Source organism: Pseudomonas sp. LB3P25, assembly GCF_054897985.1.
Window position 1 is genome coordinate 5,737,170 of sequence record NZ_CM142711.1, and the last position, 22,744, is coordinate 5,759,913.

The 22,744-nt window shown below is 60.5% G+C and carries 23 protein-coding genes and 1 pseudogene; 7 read left to right on the forward strand and 17 right to left on the reverse strand.

Going from position 1 to position 22,744, the window contains the following annotated elements; genetic code table 11:
- Positions 1-49 precede the first annotated feature (49 nt).
- The 3 genes from ACYZTW_RS26365 to ACYZTW_RS26375 form a co-directional block, all read right to left on the reverse strand.
- Positions 50-394, reverse strand: a complete 345-nt coding sequence (locus tag ACYZTW_RS26365; RefSeq protein ID WP_462002428.1) for a YegP family protein — start codon at positions 392-394, stop codon at positions 50-52.
- Between the two features lie 182 nt (positions 395-576).
- Positions 577-882 (reverse strand): ribbon-helix-helix domain-containing protein, encoded by a 306-nt coding sequence (locus tag ACYZTW_RS26370; protein ID WP_462002429.1) that lies wholly within the window; start codon positions 880-882, stop codon positions 577-579.
- Positions 883-896: 14 nt separating this feature from the next.
- Positions 897-1,478, reverse strand: a complete 582-nt coding sequence (locus ACYZTW_RS26375; RefSeq protein WP_008152949.1) for a DJ-1/PfpI family protein — start codon at positions 1,476-1,478, stop codon at positions 897-899.
- Between the two features lie 275 nt (positions 1,479-1,753).
- Here ACYZTW_RS26375 and ACYZTW_RS26380 point away from each other — a divergent pair, with 275 nt between their 5' ends.
- Complete coding sequence (locus ACYZTW_RS26380) at positions 1,754-2,659, forward strand: DMT family transporter (protein ID WP_462002430.1); 906 nt, start codon at positions 1,754-1,756, stop codon at positions 2,657-2,659.
- A gap of 60 nt (positions 2,660-2,719) precedes the next feature.
- On the opposite strand, the gene ACYZTW_RS26385 is transcribed toward ACYZTW_RS26380, so the two are convergent.
- The 4 genes from ACYZTW_RS26385 to ACYZTW_RS26400 form a co-directional block, all read right to left on the reverse strand.
- A complete protein-coding gene (locus ACYZTW_RS26385; protein ID WP_462002431.1) occupies positions 2,720-3,934 on the reverse strand; it encodes a class I SAM-dependent methyltransferase in 1,215 nt (404 codons plus the stop codon).
- 408 nt (positions 3,935-4,342) lie between these two features.
- Entirely contained in the window at positions 4,343-4,960 is a 618-nt protein-coding gene (locus tag ACYZTW_RS26390) for a TPM domain-containing protein (RefSeq protein ID WP_462002432.1), read from the reverse strand.
- Positions 4,961-5,003: 43 nt separating this feature from the next.
- Entirely contained in the window at positions 5,004-5,759 is a 756-nt protein-coding gene (locus tag ACYZTW_RS26395; protein WP_462002433.1) for a TPM domain-containing protein, read from the reverse strand.
- 43 nt (positions 5,760-5,802) lie between these two features.
- Positions 5,803-6,414 carry a LemA family protein gene (locus ACYZTW_RS26400; protein ID WP_129441859.1) on the reverse strand — a complete coding sequence of 204 codons (612 nt, stop codon included), beginning with the start codon at positions 6,412-6,414 and terminating at the stop codon, positions 5,803-5,805.
- A gap of 237 nt (positions 6,415-6,651) precedes the next feature.
- On the opposite strand from ACYZTW_RS26400, the gene bglX reads away from it, so the two are divergent.
- Positions 6,652-8,943 carry a beta-glucosidase BglX gene (gene bglX / locus ACYZTW_RS26405; RefSeq protein ID WP_462002434.1) on the forward strand — a complete coding sequence of 764 codons (2,292 nt, stop codon included), beginning with the start codon at positions 6,652-6,654 and terminating at the stop codon, positions 8,941-8,943.
- 140 nt (positions 8,944-9,083) lie between these two features.
- Here the strand turns inward: bglX and ACYZTW_RS26410 are convergent, their stop codons facing one another.
- From ACYZTW_RS26410 to ACYZTW_RS26445, 8 genes and pseudogenes are all read right to left on the reverse strand, one after another.
- The gene (locus ACYZTW_RS26410; protein WP_462002435.1) at positions 9,084-10,241 is read right to left on the reverse strand and encodes a phospholipase D-like domain-containing protein; all 1,158 of its coding nucleotides are present in this window, start codon (positions 10,239-10,241) and stop codon (positions 9,084-9,086) included.
- Position 10,242: 1 nt separating this feature from the next.
- A complete protein-coding gene (locus ACYZTW_RS26415; protein ID WP_462002436.1) occupies positions 10,243-10,833 on the reverse strand; it encodes a YceI family protein in 591 nt (196 codons plus the stop codon).
- Between the two features lie 226 nt (positions 10,834-11,059).
- Positions 11,060-11,830, reverse strand: a complete 771-nt coding sequence (locus ACYZTW_RS26420) for an IclR family transcriptional regulator (RefSeq protein ID WP_462002437.1) — start codon at positions 11,828-11,830, stop codon at positions 11,060-11,062.
- 83 nt (positions 11,831-11,913) lie between these two features.
- Positions 11,914-13,362, reverse strand: coding sequence for an amidase (locus tag ACYZTW_RS26425; protein WP_462002438.1), 1,449 nt, complete (start codon positions 13,360-13,362; stop codon positions 11,914-11,916).
- Positions 13,359-13,514, reverse strand: a pseudogene (locus ACYZTW_RS26430) (MFS transporter); the annotation flags it as partial. The gene ACYZTW_RS26425 and the pseudogene ACYZTW_RS26430, both read right to left, overlap by 4 nt.
- 381 nt (positions 13,515-13,895) lie before the next feature.
- Positions 13,896-14,225, reverse strand: a complete 330-nt coding sequence (locus ACYZTW_RS26435) for an amidase (protein WP_462002439.1) — start codon at positions 14,223-14,225, stop codon at positions 13,896-13,898.
- Positions 14,222-15,316 carry a serine hydrolase domain-containing protein gene (locus tag ACYZTW_RS26440; RefSeq protein WP_462002440.1) on the reverse strand — a complete coding sequence of 365 codons (1,095 nt, stop codon included), beginning with the start codon at positions 15,314-15,316 and terminating at the stop codon, positions 14,222-14,224. Before ACYZTW_RS26440 ends, ACYZTW_RS26435 begins: the two co-directional genes overlap by 4 nt.
- 157 nt (positions 15,317-15,473) lie before the next feature.
- Positions 15,474-16,361, reverse strand: coding sequence for an acyl-CoA dehydrogenase middle domain-containing protein (locus ACYZTW_RS26445; RefSeq protein ID WP_462002441.1), 888 nt, complete (start codon positions 16,359-16,361; stop codon positions 15,474-15,476).
- Positions 16,362-16,515: 154 nt separating this feature from the next.
- Between ACYZTW_RS26445 and olsB the strand changes: the two genes are divergently transcribed.
- Complete coding sequence (gene olsB, locus ACYZTW_RS26450; protein WP_008152922.1) at positions 16,516-17,271, forward strand: L-ornithine N(alpha)-acyltransferase; 756 nt, start codon at positions 16,516-16,518, stop codon at positions 17,269-17,271.
- A complete protein-coding gene (locus tag ACYZTW_RS26455) occupies positions 17,271-18,062 on the forward strand; it encodes a lysophospholipid acyltransferase family protein (RefSeq protein ID WP_462002442.1) in 792 nt (263 codons plus the stop codon). Before olsB ends, ACYZTW_RS26455 begins: the two co-directional genes overlap by 1 nt.
- Positions 18,063-18,170: 108 nt before the next feature.
- Here the strand turns inward: ACYZTW_RS26455 and ACYZTW_RS26460 are convergent, their stop codons facing one another.
- Entirely contained in the window at positions 18,171-18,749 is a 579-nt protein-coding gene (locus tag ACYZTW_RS26460) for an acyl carrier protein phosphodiesterase (RefSeq protein ID WP_462002443.1), read from the reverse strand.
- 170 nt (positions 18,750-18,919) lie between these two features.
- Between ACYZTW_RS26460 and ACYZTW_RS26465 the strand changes: the two genes are divergently transcribed.
- The 3 genes from ACYZTW_RS26465 to ACYZTW_RS26475 all read left to right on the forward strand — a co-directional run bounded on the left by ACYZTW_RS26465 (position 18,920) and on the right by ACYZTW_RS26475 (position 21,761).
- The gene (locus ACYZTW_RS26465) at positions 18,920-19,222 is read left to right on the forward strand and encodes an ArsR/SmtB family transcription factor (protein ID WP_033060920.1); all 303 of its coding nucleotides are present in this window, start codon (positions 18,920-18,922) and stop codon (positions 19,220-19,222) included.
- Positions 19,223-19,523: 301 nt separating this feature from the next.
- On the forward strand, positions 19,524-20,690 hold the full coding sequence (locus ACYZTW_RS26470) for an MFS transporter (protein ID WP_008152916.1): 1,167 nt from the start codon (positions 19,524-19,526) through the stop codon (positions 20,688-20,690).
- A 21-nt stretch (positions 20,691-20,711) separates the two neighbouring features.
- Complete coding sequence (locus ACYZTW_RS26475; RefSeq protein ID WP_462002444.1) at positions 20,712-21,761, forward strand: alkene reductase; 1,050 nt, start codon at positions 20,712-20,714, stop codon at positions 21,759-21,761.
- 237 nt (positions 21,762-21,998) lie between these two features.
- Here ACYZTW_RS26475 and emhR read toward each other — a convergent pair whose 3' ends face one another.
- On the reverse strand, positions 21,999-22,631 hold the full coding sequence (gene emhR / locus ACYZTW_RS26480) for an efflux system transcriptional repressor EmhR (protein ID WP_462002445.1): 633 nt from the start codon (positions 22,629-22,631) through the stop codon (positions 21,999-22,001).
- Positions 22,632-22,744 lie beyond the last annotated feature (113 nt).

Consider the following 22,744-nt stretch of genomic DNA (forward strand, 5'->3'; position numbering starts at 1 on the left):
GCAGGCTCGCTCCCACAGGGGATTTGCATTCAAGCTTCAAACGGTGTGTTCAAAGCACCGGCAAGGTCTTGTCCTTGATCACCGTGGTCGGCCCGTTGGCCTTTACGCTGGCGATGCCTTTCTCCAGCGCGGCAGCGGAGGCGTAAGCTTCGCTGCTGCCGATGATCTCGTGGTTACCGGCCTTGAGGTTGAAGTAAGGATGGCCATCCTTGGTGGTTTTCTTCTCGTAGCGTTCATCCAGCGGGCTATTGCTCTGAACCGACACGATGCCTTTGTCGGCAGCGCCGCGAGTGGTGTACAGCTCGCTGGTCAGAATGATTTCCGCGTTAGCGGCCTTCAGTACAAACTTGAACTGACCATTGCTGCTTTTGCTCACTTCATACCATCCAGACATGCTCTTTCTCCTTGGCAATTGAGAGGTTTCGCGCTTCAGAGTAAAGACCACGTCGGGATTTCTGTCGCCTGTACCGGCGCCTTCGCGAGCAGGCTCGCTCCCACAGTGGATTTGTGTACATCACTCCATTGTGGGAGCGAGCCTGCTCGCGAAGGGGCCCACCAGCTCATCGCAAAACCACCCTACTTCACCACCGCGCGCACCACCGATAACTCCGGCATCTGCACCCGTCGCTGACTCAGGTACCGCGTACAGCTGACCCGCAAAAACGAGGCGAAATTCACCACCTCGCCGCGGTAGTCCATCACCTCTTCATACAGCTTGGCGATCAACTGGTTGGTGGTCATGCCGTCGACCTCGGCGATTTCGCTGAGGATGTCCCAGAACTGATTCTCCAGTCGCAGGGTGGTGACCACCCCGCAGATGCGCAGCGAGCGGGAGCGCGATTCGTAGAGAATCGGATCGGCTTTGACGTAGAGCTCGCACATGGAAAGGTCCCTCGTTACAGCGTGATTTTGGTGCCCAGCAGCCCGAGGAAACCGGCGAGCCAGCTCGGGTGCGCCGGCCAGGCTGGCGCAGTGGCCAGATTGCCCTGAACGTGACCTTCCGTCACCGGGATATCGATGAACGTACCGCCGGCCAGGCGCACTTCCGGGGCACAGGCCGGGTAAGCGCTGCACTCGCGACCTTCGAGAATCCCCGCTGCCGCCAGCAATTGTGCACCGTGACACACAGCGGCGATCGGTTTGCCGGCCTTGTCGAACGCTCGCACCAGTTCCAGGACTTTTTCGTTCAGGCGCAGGTACTCCGGCGCACGACCGCCCGGTACCAGCAGGGCGTCGTAGTCCTCGGACTTGACCTTGGCGAAGTCGAAGTTCAGGGCAAACAGGTGACCGGGTTTTTCGCTGTAGGTCTGGTCGCCTTCGAAGTCATGGATGGCCGTGCGCACGGTCTGACCGGCGGTTTTGTCCGGGCACACCGCGTGCACCGTGTGGCCGACCATCAGCAGCGCCTGAAACGGCACCATCACTTCGTAGTCTTCGACGTAATCGCCGACCAGCATCAGAATTTTTTTAGCCGCCATGGGGAGGACTCCTCTGGGAAATACGTGGGCCTGCAGGAGTATTCAAGGTAGTCCTTATCTGCGGGGTCGGGTAATAACCAGCTACTACGGCGTTATCGTTCTTCGCGAGCAGGCTCGCTCCCACATGGGAACGCATTCCTCCTGTGGGAGCGAGCCTGCTCGCGAAGGCGTCACCAAACTGTACGCCTATCTTTGTGCCTAGCTGTAACAGCGGCATACCCAGCGTTTATGGCTAGATGAAGGTCTTCCCGCCACCCTAGATTCTGGTTGCCATCATGTCCTCGCGCGAAAACACCGGCATGGCCCTCGGCCTGCTCGGCGTTGTGATCTTCAGCCTCACCCTGCCCTTCACACGAATCGTCGTGCAGGAACTCCATCCGCTGCTCAACGGCCTGGGCCGTGCGCTGTTCGCGGCGGTTCCGGCGGCGTTGCTGTTGCTGTGGCGCCGGGAGAAGTGGCCGACCTGGAAACAGGTCAAAGGCCTGACCCTGGTGATTGCCGGGGTGATCCTCGGCTTCCCGGTGTTGTCGGCCTGGGCCATGCAAACCTTGCCGGCGTCTCACGGTGCGCTGGTCAACGGCCTGCAACCGCTTTGCGTTGCGCTGTACGCCGCGTGGTTGTCCCACGAACGACCGTCGAAAGCCTTCTGGGCCTGCGCCGCGCTGGGCAGTACGCTGGTGTTGGGTTATGCGCTGATCAGCGGGGCCGGCAGCATTCAGGCCGGTGATTTGCTAATGCTCGGGGCGATTGCCGTGGGCGGCTTGGGATACGCCGAGGGTGGCCGATTAGCCAAGGAAATGGGCGGTTGGCAGGTGATCTGCTGGGCGTTGGTGTTGTCGACGCCGTTGCTGATCGGGCCGGTGGTGTACCTGGCGCTGCAACATCAGGGCGAGATTTCAGCCAAGACCTGGTGGGCCTTCGGTTACGTCTCGCTGTTCTCGCAGTTCATCGGTTTCTTTGCCTGGTATGCCGGGCTGGCGATGGGCGGTATTGCCCGGGTCAGTCAGATCCAGCTGTTGCAGATCTTCTTCACCATCGCCTTTTCGGCGCTGTTCTTCGGCGAACACATCGAGCCGATCACTTGGCTGTTTGCCGCCGGGGTGATCGTGACCGTGATGTTGGGACGCAAGACCGCGGTCAAGCCCCATGTGGGAGCGGGCTTGCTCGCGAAGGGGCCGTAACATTCAACATCCAGGTTGACTGACACACCGCCTTCGCGAGCAAGCCCGCTCCCACAGGGGTCAGAGGTAGCCGTCAGCCCGCAGCAGGGTTTCGAGGCAATGTTCGCTGATGTGGTAGAAGTCCTTCAGTTCCTGAATCCTCACCAACAGCTGGGCTGGATCAACCGGCTCGGCACGTTTGACCGCCAGGATCATCTTGTTCTTGTTGGTGTGGTCCAGTGAGATGAACTCGAACACCTTGGTCTCATAACCGCAGGCCTCCAGGAACAACGCGCGCAAACTGTCGGTGACCATTTCTGCCTGCTGGCCCAAATGCAGACCGTATTGCAGCATCGGCTTGAGCAGCGCCGGGCTCTGGATTTGCAGGCGGATCTGCTTGTGGCAGCATGGCGAGCACATGATGATCGAGGCGCCGGAGCGGATGCCGGTGTGAATCGCGTAGTCGGTGGCGATGTCGCAGGCATGCAGCGCGATCATCACGTCCAGCTCGCTCGGCGCCACGCTGCGCACATCACCGCACTTGAACACCAGCCCCGGATGCTCGAGCTTTGCGGCCGCGGCGTTGCACAGGTTGACCATTTCTTCGCGCAACTCGACGCCGGTCACCACGCCTTCGGCCTTCAAGGTGTTGCGCAGGTAGTCGTGGATCGCGAACGTCAGGTAACCCTTGCCCGAGCCGAAATCCGCCACCTGAACCGGCTTGTCCAGCGCCAGTGGCGAGGTGGTCAGCGCGTGGCTGAAGACCTCGATGAACTTGTTGATCTGCTTCCACTTGCGCGACATCGCCGGGATCAGCTCATGTTGCTTGTTGGTCACGCCGAGGTCGGCGAGGAACGGCCGGCTCAGGTCGAGAAAGCGGTTTTTCTCGCGGTTATGCTCAGCGGATGGCACTTCACGCAATTGCTGAGGTTTGCTCTTGAACAGTGAAGACTTGCCCTTTTTGCTGTATTCCAGCTGGGCTTCATCCGTCAGCGACAGCAAATGCGCATTTTTGAACGATGCCGGCAAAAGTGCGGCGATGGTCGCTACGCCCTCGGCAATCGGCAAATTCTTGGTGATGTCGCGGGTTTTGTAGCGGTAGACGAAGGACAGGCAGGGCTGATCCTTGACCGTCAGCTGCTTGATGATCAGCCGCTGCAAGTCCATTTCAGTGCCGACGTACTTGGCCAGCACCAGTTTGATGAAGGCGTTGTCGTCGAGACTGGTTTGCAGCAGGTCGACGAACTGGGCGTGGTGATCCGGCACGAGGCTGGCGGGAGTGGCGGTGACAGACATGGGAAAAGCGGCCTCGGGCGGTGCGGATCGGGGAATGGCGGGTATTTTAGGGGGGATGGGGGTTGGGGACACGCAGTTATTTACCGAACGGTTTGAAAACCACCCCTCACCCCAGCCCTCTCCCCATGGGGGAGAAGGGGAAAGGGAGCCGATCGGGGGCTTTTAATAACCTGAGTTCGACTCAAAATTTTCAGGTCGCAGTATCTCGAACATCCAACTCGGCAGGCTCCCTCTACCCCCTGGGGAGAGGGGGAAAGAGAGCCGATCGGGGGCTTTTCATAACCTGAGTTCGACTCAAAATTTTCAGGTCGCAGTATCTCGAACATCCAACTCGGTAGGCTCCCTCTACCCCCTGGGGAGAGGGCTGGGGTGAGGGGTGGATCTCAAGTCGAACAAGAATCCAGAAGCCTACCCCAACACCACCAACCGATTCGGCAACTCATTCCTCACATGCGTCACCGGCACATGCACCTTGAGCAACTCGCCACACGCCTCTACACACGTCACAAACCCCTGCAACGTCTGCCCCTGCTTCACCTGCTCAGTAAACGCCGCCACAATCCCATCCCAGTTCTTGTTGTCCAACCGTTTGGAAATCCCTTCATCCACCAGGATTTCCACATAGCGCTCGGCTTCGCAGACAAATATCAGCATGCCGGTGCTGCCCACCGTGTGGTGCAGGTTTTGCTCCAGAAACTGCCGGCGCGCCAGGTTCGAGGCGCGCCAATGACGCACCGAGCGCGGAATCAGGTGCGTGGTGACTTTCGGAATCCGGAACACCAGGCACAGCACGATGAACGTGATCCATTGCACCAGCAACAAACTGTGCAGCGTCAGCCAGCCCGTGAGGTAATGCACGATACCCGGCACCACCAGCGCCAGCAGGCTGGCCCAGAGCAGCGGGATGTACGCATAGTCGTCAGCCCGGGCCGCGAGCACGGTCACCAGTTCGGCGTCCGTATCGCGCTCGACCCGGGCAATCGCCTCGGCAACTTTGCGTTGTTCGTGTTCAGTGAGTAATGCCATGTTTATGAATGCCCGCTCGCTATTGTTTTGACCTGCAGTTTTATTACCAGCCGCCCGAGGAACCGCCGCCCCCGAAACTGCCCCCGCCGCCGCTGAAGCCCCCGCCTCCACCGCCGCCACCAAAACCTCCACCGCCGAAACCGCCGCTCGAACCGCCTCGGCCGCCACCACCGCTGGGCAAGATCCCGAGCATCTGGCAGACAAACATCGTCAGGATGAACAGCATCACCAGAAACACGAAGATCCCCGGATGCCGCGAAACGAAGTCGCCTTCCTGATTGCCGCCGGAGTCATACACCGTGGACGGCTCATCCAGCGGATTGCCGCCCAATACCACGAGCATCGCCGCGACCCCGTCGCTGATGCCCTTGCTGAAGTTGCCGGTCTTGAACGCCGGGGTGATCACCTGATTGATGATCACCGAACTCTGTGCATCGGTCAGCCGATCTTCCAGGCCATAGCCGACTTCAATCCGCAACTTGCGATCGTCACGCGCAACGATCAGCAGCGCGCCAGTGTTCTTGTCCTTCTGGCCGATGCCCCAGTAGCGCCCCAGTTGATAACCGAAGTCCGCAATGTCGGTGCCCTGTAAATCCGGCAACGTAACCACCACCAGCTGCTCGCCGGTGGCTTTTTCATGGGCCTGAAGCTGTTGCGTCAACTGCTCACGCACCGCAGGTTCGATCATCTGGGCGTTATCGACCACCCGCCCGGTCAGTTCCGGAAACTTCAACGCAGCCTGGGCCGTCAGGGCAAACACCCAGAGCAACAGCATCAGGCCAACTTTCAACACACGCATTGGCAACCTCATCCGTGGTGATGCTTCAAACCCGTCCCGGCGCTTACTGGAACTTCACTTGAGGCGCTTTTTCCGCATCGGGGCTGGTGGCCTCGAAGGTTTCGCGGATCGGCAAATCGCTGTACATCACGGTGTGCCACAGGCGACCGGGGAAGGTACGGATTTCCGTGTTGTATTTCTGCACCGCGAGGATGAAGTCCCGACGCGCCACGGCAATGCGGTTCTCGGTGCCTTCAAGTTGCGATTGCAGGGCCAGGAAATTCTGGTTGGCCTTGAGGTCCGGGTAACGCTCGGACACCACCATCAAACGGCTCAAGGCGCCGGTCAGTTGATCCTGGGCCTGCTGGAACTGTTTGAGTTTTTCCGGGTTATCCAGGGTCTTGGCATCGACCTGGATCGAAGTGGCCTTGGCCCGGGCTTCAATCACGGCGGTCAGGGTTTCTTCTTCGTGCTTGGCGTAGCCCTTGACGGTTTCCACCAGGTTGGGAATCAGGTCGGCGCGGCGCTGGTACTGATTCTGAACCTGGCCCCAGGCAGCCTTGGCTTGTTCGTCGAGGGTCGGGATCGTGTTGATGCCGCAGCCGGCCAGCAGCGTGGTCAGCAACATCAAGGCTGCAACCTGCAGGCTCGACCGATAATGGTGTCGTACATTCATCTGGTTGACGCTCCCTTGCACATTCCGTTGAAAAACAACCTACGAACTTTGAACCCGGCTCTTGGGACATAATCTGCCGCCACCACTGGATTGCATCGAGCCAATGGGCTAAAAGATGCCCCAGCGCAAAAAACACGCAGAAGTGTGCTGCATTTACCTGAACAACAATAGTCGCTCCCTAAATTTTGGCTGACCGGCGCGTATTCACTGCCGTTTAGGCTTTTGAGAAAACTATTCATGAAGAAGCTGTGTTTGCTGGGCCTGTTCGTCAGCCTGGCCAGTCATAACGTATTGGCCGCCACGACGCCCGCACCTCTGGAAAACAAGGACGCGTTCATCAGTAACCTGATGAAGCAAATGACCCTCGATGAAAAAATCGGCCAGTTGCGCCTGATCAGCATCGGCCCGGAAATGCCTCGGGAGCTGATCCGCAAGGAAATCGCAGCCGGCAATATCGGTGGCACGTTCAACTCGATCACTCGCCCGGAAAACCGTCCGATGCAGGACGCGGCCATGCGCAGCCGGTTGAAGATCCCGATGTTCTTCGCCTATGACGTGATCCACGGCCACCGCACCATTTTCCCGATCCCGATAGCCCTGGCTTCGAGCTGGGACATGGACGCCATCGGCCTGTCCGGGCGCATCGCCGCCAAGGAAGCCGCGGCGGACAGCCTCGACATCACCTTCGCACCGATGGTCGACATCTCCCGCGACCCGCGCTGGGGCCGGACTTCCGAAGGCTTCGGTGAAGACACGTATTTGGTGTCGCGCATCGCCGGCGTGATGGTCAAAGCCTTCCAGGGCACAGGCGCGAACGCAGCCGACAGCATCATGGCCAGCGTGAAGCACTTTGCCCTGTACGGCGCGGTCGAGGGCGGTCGCGACTACAACGTCGTCGACATGAGCCCGGTCAAGATGTTCCAGGACTACCTGCCACCGTACCGTGCGGCTATCGACGCCGGTGCTGGCGGGGTGATGGTCGCGCTGAACTCGATCAACGGCGTGCCGGCCACCGCGAACACTTGGCTGATGAACGACCTGTTGCGCAAGCAATGGGGCTTCAAGGGCCTGGCCGTCAGCGACCACGGGGCGATTTTCGAGCTGATCAAACACGGCGTCGCCCGTGACGGTCGCGAAGCCGCGAAGCTGGCGATCAAGGCCGGCATCGACATGAGCATGAACGACACCCTGTATGGCAAAGAACTGCCGGGGCTGTTGAAGGCGGGTGAGATCCAGCAAAGCGACATCGATAACGCGGTGCGTGAAGTGCTCGCCGCCAAGTACGACATGGGCCTGTTCAAGGACCCGTACCTGCGGATCGGCAAGGCTGAGGATGATCCGGCCGACACGTACGCCGAAAGCCGTCTGCACCGCGCCGAGGCCCGTGATGTTGCGCGCCGCAGCATGGTGTTGCTGAAGAACCAGGGCGAAACCCTGCCGTTGAAAAAGACTGCAAAAATTGCCCTGGTCGGCCCGCTGGCCAAGGCACCGATCGACATGATGGGCAGCTGGGCCGCCGCCGGTAAACCCGCGCAATCGGTGACGCTGCTCGACGGCATGACCAACGCACTGGGCGCGCAATCGACGCTGATCTACGCCCGTGGCGCGAACATCACCAGCGACAAGAAAGTGCTCGATTACCTGAACTTCCTCAACTTCGACGCACCGGAAGTGGTGGACGATCCGCGTTCGGCCCAAGTGCTGATCGACGAAGCGGTGAAAGCCGCCAAGGATGCTGATGTGGTGGTGGCAGCGGTGGGTGAGTCCCGTGGCATGTCCCACGAATCGTCGAGCCGCACCGACCTGAACATCCCGGCCAACCAGCGCGATTTGATCAAAGCCCTGAAGGCCACCGGCAAACCGCTGGTGCTGGTGTTGATGAACGGCCGTCCGCTGTCGATTCTCGAAGAGAAGGATCAGGCTGACGCGATTCTGGAAACCTGGTTCACCGGCACCGAAGGCGGCAACGCCATCGCCGACGTGCTGTTCGGCGACTACAACCCGTCGGGCAAGTTGCCGATCACCTTCCCGCGCTCAGTGGGTCAGATTCCGACTTACTACAACCACCTGAGCATTGGCCGGCCGTTCACGCCGGGCAAACCGGGCAACTACACCTCACAGTATTTCGATGACACCACCGGGCCACTGTTCCCGTTCGGTTTCGGCCTGAGCTACACCGATTTCAGCCTGAGTGACATGGCGCTGTCGTCGACCACGCTGAACAAAACCGGCAAGCTCGACGCCAGCGTCATGGTGAAAAACACCGGCAAGCGCGACGGCGAAACCGTGGTGCAGTTGTACATCCAGGACGTGACTGGCTCGATGATCCGTCCGCTCAAGGAACTGAAGAACTTCCAGAAAATCATGCTCAAGGCCGGCGAACAGAAAGTCGTGCACTTCACCATCACCGAGGATGACCTGAAGTTCTTCAATGCACAGCTCAAGTACGCGGCAGAACCGGGCAAGTTCAACGTGGAGATCGGCCTGGATTCACAGGACGTGACGCAGCAGAGTTTCGAATTGCTGTAATCGTCCAAACACTGCAAAAACCTGTGGGAGCGAGCCTGCTCGCGAAAGCATTTTGTCATTCAACATTGATGTTGTATGACACTCCGCCTTCGCGAGCAGGCTCGCTCCCACAGTGGTTCTGGGGTGTTGCGAAAGTTGGGTTAACCCCTACGATCCAGCAGATTCACCACCAGTCGATCCACCCATCCCCATACCCGTTGCTTCACCCGCCGCCACAGCGGTCGGCGTTTCCATGCCTCCAGGCTGACTTCCTGGCTCTGCGCAAAGTCCGTCTCGAAACTCGCCGCCACCGCCCGCGTCAACCCAGGGTCCAGCGCCTCAAGGTTGGCTTCCAGGTTGAAGCGCAAATTCCAGTGATCGAAATTGCACGAGCCGATGCTCACCCAGTCGTCGATCAGGACCATTTTCAAGTGCAGGAAACACGGCTGGTATTCAAAGATCTTGACGCCGGCCCTGAGCAGTCGCGGGTAGTAGCGATGCCCGGCGTAGCGCACCGACGGATGATCGGTGCGCGGCCCGGTCAGCAGCAGACGCACATCGACACCCCGGCCAGCAGCCCGGCGCAATGAACGACGGACTTTCCAGGTCGGCAGGAAATACGGCGTCGCCAGCCAGATCCGCCGCTGGCCGCTGTTCAACGCGCGCGTCAACGATTGCAGGATGTCCCGGTGCTGGCGGGCGTCGGCATAGGCGACCCGGCCCATGCCCTCGCCCATGGACGGCACGCGTGGCAGACGCGGCAAGCCGAAATGCGAAGCGGGTTTCCAGGCGCGCCGATGGCGGTTGGCGATCCATTGGCGGTCGAACAGCAACTGCCAGTCGATGACCAAGGGACCGGTGATTTCCACCATCACTTCATGCCATTCGCTGGTGTCTTCGCCCGGCGTCCAGAACTCATCGGTCACCCCGGTGCCGCCCACCACGGCCATGCTCTGATCGACCAGCAACAGCTTGCGGTGATCGCGGTAGAAGTTGCCGACCCAGCGCCGCCAGCTCAGGCGATTGTAGAAACGCAGCTCCACACCCGCCGCCATCAATCGCTGGCGCAAGGTCAGGGTGAACGCGAGGCTGCCGTAATCATCGAATAGACAGCGCACACGCACACCACGTTCGGCCGCCTGGACCAACGCCTGAACCATCGCCTCGGCGCAAGCACCCGCCTCCACCAGGTACAGCTCCAGCTCGACCTGCTCTTCGGCGCGGGCAATCGCGACCAACATCCGTGGAAAAAACTGCGGACCGTCGATCAACAGTTCAAAACGGTTGCCTTCACGCCAGGGGAAAATCGCGCCGGCCATGTCAGCGCGCCGTGAAAATCAGTACCGCACCCACCGGCACCGACAGACTGATGGCCGACAAACCGGCGACCTTGCGCAAACTTTCCAGGCCGGGAGCCAGGTCGAAATCCGCGGCATTGATGATCAGCGGTTCGAGGGTCACCACCTGGAAGCGCCGGTCATCGAGACGGGTCGCCAGCAGTTCGGCGTTGTATTCGTGTTGTTTGCCATGAAGGTTGACGGTCAGCGGCAGGCGCAATTCAAGTTGCGCGCCGGGCGCCAGGTCGTTGATCGGCCGCAGATCAATCTGTGCAGTGATCAGTGCTTCGGGAAAGGTCTGGATCTCGAACAGCTCCTTGCGCATGCGTTCATCGCGCAACGGAATGCCACTGTTGACCGACTCCAGCTCGACTTCGACCTCGGCCAGGCCTTTGGGATCGACCTTGCCGTGCAGCACCAGAAAGCGTTGCACTTCGGAAATGTTGGCGTTTTTGGTGCTGATGAACGACAGGCGCGAGGATTCGCCATCCAGATACCAATCGGCATGGGCCGACAGGGCGGCACCGGCCAGCAGCAGGAAAGCGAGGGTTTTGCAGAGGAAGCGGTTGAACATAGAGACTCGTGGGGCAGATAAACCTGCACGAACCTTAACCGCCCGTGGATCAATTGCAAACCTGTGGAGCAGCTGGCGAAGCCTGCGTTCGGTTCGGGCCGCGTTCGGACGCAGCAGTCGCCAAATCCTGCCAACAGGGACAACCTGAAACAACGCGGTGCCTGATTTCACGACGGCTTCGCCGCCGAACGCAGGCTTCGCCAGCTGCTACAGGTCTCGGGACACGTCACGCCAACGCGTGCTGCACATCGCCGATGGTCGCGGCCAAACTGCTCAGGTGCAGGCTCAACACCCGCTCTACCGGCGCCTGATCCATCGGCCAGTGCAGCGCCATGCTGCCGACCAGTCGACCGTCGGCATGGAGCGGCAAGGCCACCGCCCGAATCAGAAACGGCAGGCGCACCGGGTATTCCCAGTAACCTTCGGTGCGCTGGCCGAACCCCTGATGCAACGCCTGTTCGCTGGCGCTGAACAGGCTCTCATCGGTCAGCCGTTCACGACCGGCCAGTCGCTCCACTTCTTGGGTGTCCAGTTCGCCCAGGCATGCCCGGCCCATGGCCGAATGAAACAGGCTGGCATGCTGGCCGACGATCTGGCAGTTGTTCGGGTAGCGCTTGCGCAGCACCGTGGGGACCGCGCTTTCCATGACTTCCACCCGCTCGCCGTCGAAACTCGACAGGTCCGCCACCAGCCCGGTGCGCTCGCTCAACTCCAGCAACAGCGGCGCGGCGCTTTCCACCAGTCGCCGTTTGAAACGCTGCTGACTGTCGCCGAACAGACGCTTGGCGCACAGCCGATAACGCCGGTCGCTCAAGCCGCGATAAATCCAGCCCTGCTCCTGCAAGGTCAGCAACATGCGCGACACCGTGGCCTGGGGCAGGGTCGTCAGGTAGTGCAACTCCTCCAGCCCCAATGCCTGATGTTCGCCCAGCAGTTCGACGATGGCCAGGGCCCGTTCGACGGAACGTACGCTGCCGGTTTCTGCCTCGCTGTCCATGGTTTCGATCTCCCTAAGCCCTGATGGAATAGCCCGGATGGGTGATCGCTTTATGCAGCAAGATGCGGGCCTGCTCGGTGAATTCAGGCGTCTTGCAGACAACCCGGCGGCCGGCGCTTGACCCATTGCGTCAGTTGCTCATGGGCGTAAGCCAGTTGCAGCACCGCCCGATCGGCCTGGGCCGGGCCGATGATTTGCAGGCCCATCGGCAACCCGGCCGAGTTGAAACCCACCGGCACATTCATGCTTGGCAAACCGGCCAGGGTCGGCCCGATCACCACCTCCATCCAGCGGTGATAGGTGTCCATGCTCTGCCCGCCGACGACGCGCGGCCACAGGGTTTGTGCATCAAAAGGGAACACTTGCGCGGTGGGCAACAGCAGAAAATCGTAACGTTCGAACAACTCGCTCAAGGCCCGATACCAATCGCTGCGACTGACCGACGCCTGGTAGACATCCGCCGCCGTCAGGCGCAGGCCACCCTCGATTTCCCATTGAGCTTCGGGTTTGAGCAGGTCGCGTTTGTGTGGGTCGGCATACAACGCGCCGAGGCTGCCCTGCACCAGCCAGTGCCGGTGCACCAGCCAGGTTTGCCACAGGCGTTCCATGGAAAAGTCCGGTTGGCAGGCCTGGACCCGGCAACCCAGTGCCTCGAAATCCTCGAGGGCCGATTCGCACAGGCTCAACACGCCGTCATCCATCGGCAGATAGCCGTTGTAGTCCCCCAGCCAACCCAGCCTCACATCACTGAAGTCCTGCACCAGCGTGTCGCCAAAAATATCCGGACTTTGCGTGAGCGACAGCGGCACGCGCGGGTCATAACCGGCCTGAGTACCGAGCAAGCGGGCGACATCGGTCACGCTACGGCCCATCGGCCCTTCGGTGGCCAGTTGCTGAACGAACACCTCCGGCACCGGGCCGTGGGGCACGCGGCCTTGTGACGGACGAAAGCCAAATACATTGTTGAACGCCGCCGGGTTGCGCAGCGAGCCCATCATGTCGCTGCCGTCTGCCACCGGCAGCATGCGTAACGCCAGCGCCACCGCCGCCCCGCCGCTGCTGCCGCCGGCGGTCAACGTCAGGTCGTAGGCGTTGGTGGTGGTGCCGAACACGCTGTTGTAAGTCTGCGAGCCGAGGCCGAATTCCGGGACGTTGGTCTTGCCGATGATGATCGCGCCACAGTCGCGGACCCGCGCCACGCTGATGGCGTCGTGTTGCGGGACCTGCTCGGCGAACAGCGGCGAGCCCAGGGTGGTGCGCAAACCGGCGGTGGCCGCCAGGTCTTTGATGGCTTGCGGCATGCCGTGCATCCAGCCACGGGACTGGCCCTGGTCCAACTGCCGGTCGCAGGCGTCGGCCTCTGCCAGCAACGCCTCGGCCGGGCGCAGCGACACCAGCGCGTTGACCTGTGGGTTGAAGCGCTCGATCTGCACCAGGTAGGCCTGCATCACTTCACGGCAGGAAACCCGACGGGCGTGAATCGCTCGGGACAACGCATCGGCGTCCATTTCAACAATCGGATTGATGCTCAAGGCTTCACCTCAAGATTAAGTGCTTCGGATTTTTTAGCGCGTGGCGCTTCGTGCATGCAGTAAGTGCCCAACAGCGTCAGCACGCAAGCGAACAGGACATAGAAGGCCGGCGCCACGGGTGTCGCCAGCGCCTTGCTGAGCCAGGCAAGAATGTGCTGATGTCGGGTCATGACGATTGTCCTCGGGCCGGGTGTATTCCCGTTCTTTTTGTTCGCAGTGATTTCGCGACACTTCAAGGCAGGTCGCGCTCACCGCCAGATAACCGCGAGTAAGACGCGAGGACAATCGAATGTGGTTCCACCACGTGGAACCTGAGGGTGTGTTGCAACTTCCGGATTCATGCAAATCCCTATGGCGAGGGGCTTTTGTGGCGAGGGAGCTTGCTCCCGCTGGTGGGCGAAGCACTCCCAAAAACGGCAAATGGATTTCTTCAGGTAGAACTCATTCGCAGGGTTTACGACTGCTGCGCAGCCGAGCGGGAGCAAGCTCCCTCGCCACAAGAGCCTCTTCAATACAAACAAAACTTCGGGCATTCAAGGTTGCAGGCGGCAGCCTTGGCGTTCGCCGATCCATTGCGCGCTGTTGCTGCGGCCCATGCCGCTGACCGTCACGCGCTTGCTGGCGGCGTCATCGGTAAAGCCACTGGTCGGCAGCCACTGTTTCACATAGCTGTGGCAATACTCGGTTGGGTTGTTCATCACGTAACGGCACGAACAATACTCCTTGGCGGTGTAGGCACTGATGATGTCCGGGAATGCCCACAGCGCCACGCGCTCCTGCCAGATCCAGCCGAGCAAGGCGATCAGCAGGATCAACAACAGCGTGCTGAACGGTCGGCGTCGAACAAAACTGCGACGCTTCATGGCTGCCTCTTCGCGGCAAATGCCTTGAGCGCGAGGTTGAGCAAATCGTTGTGCCGGTAGCTGCCGTCGCGGTCATCGCCGTAGCGCACGATCACCAGGTTTTCGCCGGGAATCACGTACATCGCCTGACCCCAATGGCCCAGCGCCGCGAAGGTATCGTCGGGGGCAGCGGGCCAGGGTTTTACCGCGCCATCCGCTGCCCGATTGAGCCACCAATGGCCGCCGGGCACGGCGTCGTCCTGATTGGCTTGATAGTGGGCGAACGGTTCGCGGCTGAAAGTGACCCAGTCCCTGGGCAGCAATTGCCGCTCGCCCCAACGGCCGTCGCGGGCCATCAACAGCCCGACTCGAGCCAGATCCCTGGCGGTGAGGTAGGCATAGGATGAAGCAACGAACGCCCCCGTGCCGTCGGTTTCCCAGACGGCGTGACGAATCCCCAAAGGCTCGAACAATGCCGTCCATGGATAGTCCGGATACCGGCTCGGGCCGACGATGGTTTTCAGCGCAGCGGACAACAGATTGCTGTCGCCACTGGAGTAACGGAATGCCTGACCGGGCTTGGCGTATTCAGCGTGATCGGTAGTGAATGCAGCCATGTCCGGGTGGCCGCGGGTGTAGAGCATCGCGACCACCGAGGATTTCAACGGCGCGTATTCATAGTCTTCCTGCCAGTCCAGGCCCGAGGCCCAGTGCAGCAGATCGGCCATGGTCATCGTCGGGTGCTTTTCCAGCGGTGGATAAAACTTCAGCACTGGATCCGTGAGCTTGAACAGGCCTTCGCCATAGGCCACGCCGAGGACCGTAGCCATCAGGCTTTTGCTGATGGACCAGGTCAGGTGCGGGGTGTCGGCGGTGGTCGGGCCGGCGTAGCGTTCGTAGATCAACTGGCCGTCGCGGATCACCAGCAAGGCATCGGTGCGGATACCTTTTCGGGTGGCCTCATCACGGGATGGAAAGGCGTAAGTCTCCAGGGCTTGAAGCGCCGGCCCGGTGACTGTCGGACCGCTCGACCATTGCTCGGCAGGCCAGTGTTCGGCGTGGGCCGTGAGGCTGAGCAGCAGCCCGAAAACCAGGGACAAGCCTTTGAACATGGTGGGTGCTCGGAGGGGTGGAGCTGCTGAGCCTAGTCGCGGTTGATGACAGTTCCGGGATTTGTGTCATTAATGCGGCCGCCTTCGCGAGCAGGCTCGCTCCCACATTTGAAATGCATTCCCCCTGTGGGAGCGAGCCTGCTCGCGATGAGGCCAGTCAGCCCACTGAAGATCCCGCGAGTGCCTTGGCCAACCGCTTGCCCCGCGCACCCGCCGCCAAATCCATCACCGCCTGATCGCGCTGCCACATCGCCGCCCAATGCTGCGGGCCATCGGCCAGTGCCTGAGCCACCTCAGCCTTGAGCCCATCGAACTGCGCAAACAAACCACCGAGCAACACGTGCCCGGACGGGTTATTCGGCGCCTGCCGGCTGACTTCCGCACACCCGGCCAGCAGCGCCAGCAAACGCAGTTGCAAGGCTTGCGGCCAGTCGCTGTCCTGACCGATGCCGTACAGCCAGGCGGTCATGGCGCTCAGAACGTAGATGTCTTCAAGGGTGCGGAACGGTTTGATGTAAGCATCCCAGCCATCCCCCGCCAACAATTCGCACTGAGCGTTATCGAGAAACAGCCGACCATGGCTGATGTCTGGCATCAACGGGATCGCCGGTAGTTTCTCCAGACGCACACCCGGTTCATCGGGATAGACCACCGCCAGACTCAGGCGCGGTTTTTCGTCGGGGGCTTCACTGCGAGCAGCAATCAGCAGCCAATCGGCGGCATCGCCTGCGGTGACAAAATCCTTGCGCCCGCTCAGACGCAAATCGTGCAGACGGGTCTGCATGTCCGCCACCCGCAGGCTGCGCTGTTCGGTCGCGCACAAGGCGCCGAGGCTCAGCGGCGCGCTCGGCCAGAGCATGCGCAACGCCGCCTGATAGCCCACCAGAAACGCCAGCCCCGGCGTCGACATCAAACGCCCGCCGGCCACCGCCAGTTCGAACGGCGTGACATTGCCCAACTGGTGCAACAAGGTCGCGAACCCCTCGCCCAGGTCCGGGTTGGCGGGCAGACGATCGCGGCGGTGCAGCAGGTTTTGCCAGGGCATAAGAGGCTCCTCGTGGGCTGTCATATAAGCATCACCAAAGCTTCATGGCGATGACACCGGGGCTACATAGCCTGACTTTGCACAACACGGCTGCATAAAGAAAGTCGATCGGCTGCAACCCACGACGGGTGAACGGCCCGTACGGAGATTCGCAATGACTCAGATCGCCCGCATCAGCGACACCGGCAATGAACGCCGCCTGCAAGCCGAACGCCTGGTGGGCGCCGAGGCCTTGCAGGAAGCCCAGGCCTTGCGCTTCAACGTGTTCAGCGGCGAATTCAACGCCAAGCTGAAAGGCGCGGAGCTGGGTCTGGACATGGATGACTATGATGTTCATTGCGCCCACATCGGCGTGCGTGACTTGAACACCGGGCGACTGGTGGCGACTACCCGTTTGCTCGACCACACGGCCGCCAGCAGCCTGGGCAAGTTCTACAGTGAAGAAGAATTCAGCCTGCATGGCCTGGTCCATCTCAAAGGCCCGATTCTGGAAATCGGCCGCACGTGCGTCGACCCGGCCTACCGCAACGGCGGCACCATCGCCGTACTCTGGGGCGAACTGGCCGAAGTGCTGAACCAGGGCGGCTATAGCTACTTAATGGGTTGCGCGAGCATCCCGATGCAGGACGGCGGCATTCAGGCCCACGCGATCATGCAGCGCCTGCGCGAACGCTACCTGTGCACTGAACACCTGCGGGCGGAACCGAAAAAGCCGCTGCCGAGCCTCGACATCCCGTCCAACGTCATCGCCGAAATGCCACCGCTACTCAAGGCCTACATGCGTCTTGGCGCGAAGATCTGCGGCGAGCCGTGCTGGGACGAAGACTTTCAGGTCGCCGACGTGTTCATCCTGCTCAAGCGCGACGAACTCTGCCCGCGTTATGCCAAACACTTCAAGGCGGCCGTGTGATGAGTCGGTTACGGGTGTACGCGCGGATTGCGCGAGTGTTGGTGGTGGTGGCGCTGGGGTTGAGCATGGCCGGTGTGTTCGGGTTGTTCGAACGCCTGGGGATTGCTCATTCGATGGTCCGTCGCCAACGCTGGTCGCGATTTTTCATGGCACGTTTGAGCAATGCCCTGCCCTTTCGCGTGACCATGCACGGTGAATTGCCGAAGGCGCCGATGCTCTGGGTCAGCAACCATGTGTCCTGGACTGACATTCCGCTGCTGGGCATGCTCACGCCGCTGTCGTTCCTGTCCAAGGCCGAAGTGCGCACCTGGCCGGTGGCGGGCTGGCTGGCAGCCAAGGCCGGCAGCTTGTTCATTCGTCGAGGGTCGGGCGACAGCCAGTTGATTCGCAAACAGATGACCCGTCATCTGGAGCAGGAACATCCGCTGCTGATGTTCCCGGAAGGCACCACCACGGATGGCCGCTCGTTGCGTACTTTTCATGGTCGCCTGCTGTCTGCAGCGATCGACTCCGACGTGAAGTTGCAGCCGGTGGCGATTCGTTATCTGCGCGACGGAGAGCTCGATTCGCTGGCTCCATTCATTGGCGATGATGATTTGCTCTCGCACTTGATGCGCTTGTTTGCCCATGATCGGGGTGAGGTGGAGATTCATTTGCTCAAGCCGATCGCTTGTGAAGGTCGGGAGCGTGCGGCGCTGGCGTTCGAGGCGCAGCAGGCAGTGCAGAAGGCGTTGTTTGGGGCGATTCCAGAGAAACAGCGGGAGCCTATGCGCCCCGCAATCGCTGCCTGAACACATATTCCCTGTAGGAGTGAGCCTGCTCGCGATAGCGGTATATCTATCGACATAGGTGTTGGATGATAAACCGCTATCGCGAGCAGGCTCACTCCTACAGGGGGTCTATGTTGTTGGGTAATTTTGGGCGAAGTCCTGAAGCTGCGGATAAAACAACCGAAAGTCATCGCTCAACGGTTCATACAACACCCGCAATTCCTGCATCGCTGCGGCCAGCTCCTCCGGCCGCGTCAGCCTCCGTGAAATCCCTCGCAGCACCTGCTCCAGCACAGCGAACTCCCGGTAAGAACCCAACCAATCATTCGCGACCATGTGCGGCGCGATCCTCGCCAACCGTTCCGGCAATTGCGGCTCCGTAGACAGCACCCGGTATACATCCGAGGTGAATTGATCCAGTGGTTGATCCGAGTACAGCGTCCAGTCCCGGGCCAGGCAATGGTCGAAAAACACATCGAGCACAATCCCGGCGTAACGCCGGCGGGTCATGGAAAACCGTGACAACGAAACGTCCACCAACGGATGGCGGTCGGTAAAGACATCGATGCTGCGATGCAGCTGGATAGCCGCTTCGATCTCTGGATCGAACTGCCCTTGCAGCCGCCCTTTGACGAAATCGCCATACAGACTGCCGAGCAATTGACCGGGGCGCTGGCCACCGAGGTGCAGATGTGCGAGATAGTTCATGGGCGCAGCTTAGCACTGCGGCTTTGTATCGTTACACCCAATATATCGTTATAACTCGATATAACGAATTACTCGGTCATCAGACCAAAATCATATTGGTATATCGCGAAGTAACGATTTAAAGTTCGCCTCATCGCGATATAGCGTTTTACTCATCACGAGCCCACACCATGACTATCAATCTCGACGAAATAATAAAAGCCCTGGCACACCCAGTACGGCGAGAAATCCTGCACTGGCTCAAAGACCCGACCGTCGAATTCCCCGACCAGTCCCACAGCAACGAGCACGGCGTCTGCGCCGGGCAGATCGATCAACGTTGCGGTTTGTCGCAGTCCACGGTGTCTGCACACCTGGCAACCCTGCAACGCGCCGGCCTGATCAGCAGCCGCAAAGTCGGCCAGTGGCACTTTTTCAAACGCAATGAGGAAACCATTCAGGAGTTCCTCAGCACCTTCAGCAAAGAGCTCTGACCCTTAGGGGGCGTTCTCAATTAGTTTCCACACCGCGCCGGGTCTGCTGTTGTGCAGGGCAAGGCGCGAGAAGCGTGGTTTGGTCGTTCCAAATAAGCTTCGAGCAACACAGCCCTGCACAACAGCAGGCCCGGCCCTTCGGGTTGAGCCTTAAAGCGGGCCATGCTGCGTTGCAGGCCTTGGAAAGGGAACAACCATTCCCAGCGGCCTGCGCCTTGCCTGGCCCGCTTTAAGGAACAACGCGGCGGGGAAACTAATTGAGAACGCCCCCTAACGTCAGTACGCCGATAAGGAATCAACAATGCCCCTCTCGCTACTCATTCTGGCCTTGAGCGCTTTCGCCATCGGCACCACCGAGTTCGTCATCATGGGCTTGCTGCCCGATGTGGCGGCCGACCTCGGTGTGTCGATTCCCGGCGCCGGCTGGCTGGTGACCGGTTACGCCCTGGGCGTGGCCATCGGTGCGCCGTTCATGGCACTGGCCACCTCTCGATTGCCGCGCAAGGCCGCGCTGGTAGCGTTGATGGGGATTTTCATCGTCGGCAACCTGCTCTGTGCAATGGCGACCGACTACAACGTGCTGATGTTTGCCCGTGTGGTTACCGCCCTCTGCCACGGTGCGTTCTTCGGCATCGGCTCGGTGGTGGCGGCGGGTCTGGTTCCGGCGAACAAACGTGCTTCGGCCGTGGCCCTGATGTTCACCGGCCTGACCCTGGCCAACGTCCTCGGCGTTCCACTGGGCACCGCGCTCGGTCAGGAAGCTGGCTGGCGTTCGACCTTCTGGGCGGTGACCGTGATTGGTGTAATCGCGTTGATCGGCCTGATCCGCTTCCTGCCGGCCAAGCGTGATGAAGAGAAACTCGACATGCGCGCCGAACTGCGCGCCCTCAAAGGCGCCGGGATCTGGTTGTCCCTGAGCATGACCGCGTTGTTCGCGGCTTCCGTATTCACCCTGTTCACCTATGTCGCCCCGCTGCTCGGCGATGTCACCGGCGTCTCGCCCAAAGGCGTGACCTGGACCCTGATGCTCATCGGACTGGGCCTGACGGTCGGCAACATCATCGGCGGCAAGCTGGCTGACAAAGGCATGGCCGCAACGTTGATCGGCGTCTTTATCTCGATGGCCGTGATCTCGACCGTACTGACCTGGACCAGCGTCGCGCTGATTCCGACCGAAATCACCTTGTTCCTCTGGGCCACCGCGTGCTTTGCCGCCGTGCCCGCCCTGCAAGTGAACGTCGTGACCTACGGCAAAGCCGCACCGAACCTGGTGTCGACCCTGAACATCGGCGCTTTCAATATCGGCAACGCACTGGGTGCCTGGGTCGGTGGCAGCGTCATCGCCCACGGTTTCGGCTTGACCAGCGTTCCTCTCGCGGCAGCAGCCCTGGCGGTACTCGCCCTGCTGGTGACCCTGATTACTTTCCGTCAGAGCGGCAATCCCGAACTGGCCCCTGCTACCAACTGATCTCTACAAGAGAGCTATTTCATGACGACTATTTTCGATCCGATCAAACTGGGCGACCTTGAGTTGGCCAACCGCATCATCATGGCGCCGCTGACCCGCTGCCGCGCCGACGAAGGCCGCGTGCCAAACGCGCTGATGGCCGAGTACTACGTACAACGCGCCTCGGCCGGCCTGATCCTCAGCGAGGCCACTTCGGTCACGCCGATGGGCGTCGGCTACCCAGACACCCCGGGTATCTGGTCCAACGATCAGGTGCGTGGCTGGGCCAATGTGACCAAAGCGATCCACGGCGCGGGCGGCAAGATTTTCCTGCAACTGTGGCACGTCGGCCGGGTTTCCCATGAGTCGTACCTGAACGGCGAAGTGCCGGTGGCCCCGAGCGCCATCCAGCCAAAGGGTCACGTCAGCCTGGTGCGTCCGCTGTCCGACTATCCAACCCCACGCGCCCTGGAAACCGCTGAAATCGCAGACATCGTTGAGGCTTACCGCGTAGGCGCCGAAAACGCCAAGGCCGCCGGTTTCGATGGCGTGGAAATCCACGGCGCCAACGGTTACCTGCTCGATCAGTTCCTGCAAAGCAGCACCAATCAGCGCACCGACCACTACGGCGGCTCCCTGGAAAACCGTGCGCGCCTGTTGCTGGAAGTGACCGACGCCGCGATCGAAATCTGGGGCGCCGGCCGCGTCGGTGTGCACCTGTCACCCCGCGCCGATTCCCATGACATGGGTGACGACAACCTGTCCGAGACCTTCACCTACGTTGCTCGCGAACTGGGCAAACGTGGCATCGCGTTCATCTGCTCACGCGAGCAAGAAGCCGGCGACAGCCTCGGCCCACAATTGAAAGAAGCCTTCGGCGGCCCGTACATCATCAACGAACGCTTCACCAAGGACAGCGCCAACGCCTGGCTGACCAGCGGCAAGGCCGATGCGGTCGCCTTCGGTGTGCCGTTCATTGCCAACCCGGACCTGCCGGCACGTTTGAAGGCCGATGCGCCGTTGAATGAAGCGCGTCCGGAACTGTTCTACTCCCAAGGCCCGGTCGGCTACATCGACTACCCGACGTTGTAAGCCCGTAGGAGCAAAGCTTGCTCGCGATTCAGACAGAGCGGTCTGCCTGACTGACCGTGTTAGCGTTCATCGCGGGCAAGCCATGCTCCTACGAACAACAAAAAGCCCCGACTCGAAAGAGCCGGGGCTTTTTTTTTTGCGCCGGGTTACTCACAAAATCCCTACAAATCAGGTAGCTCACTACCTATCAACCTGGCGAGCGTGCGTATATAAAAGCACCCCATTACGTATTTTTTTTCATTTGCGCAGGCTGGGGCTCAAGCGCAGCATGTCCAACCCTGTATCGACCCAACGCTCGGCGTCGATGTGCAGCTGAAAACTGTCGGGTGCCAAGAGCCACTGATACAGGATGCCATCGATATAAGCATGAATGCTGATGGCCGCTCGCGCAGTGTCGAGGTTTTCCGGCAACTGCCCTCGATTCACCGCATTACTCAGGGCCAGGGCGATCCGCTCATTGCAATCAAGACTGACCTCTCGGCGCTGCTGGCGCAGGTCGCACATTTCATCGGTGAATTCGCACTTATGAAACAGAATCTCATTGATGCGTCGGGTTTTCGGGTCCAGGGCAACTTGATGAAACAAATGAATCAGCAGCTTGCGCATGCAGCCCAAGGGGTCGGGTTCATCTTCGCTTTCACTGGCCTTGGCCATTTCATCCAGCGGTTCTTGCAACGTATCAAGCATGGCCTGCACCAGATCCGCCTTGTTGCTGAAATGCCAGTAGATGGCCCCGCGCGTGACCCCGGCCAGGGTAGCGATATCCGCCAGTGTCGTGCGTGCCACGCCCCGCTCAAAAAAGGCTTTTTCAGCCGCTTCGAGTATCTGGCTACGGGTTTCTTGAGCTTCCTCTTTGGTACGACGGACCATGGCAGTACAACCTCAATCAGGATGCTTCAGCGATGTCTGAACATCCGCTGAATAAAAGTGGTTCGAGCGCTCTTGGGCGTCGTCCCAGGCCTACAATTCGGATCTTTGAACAG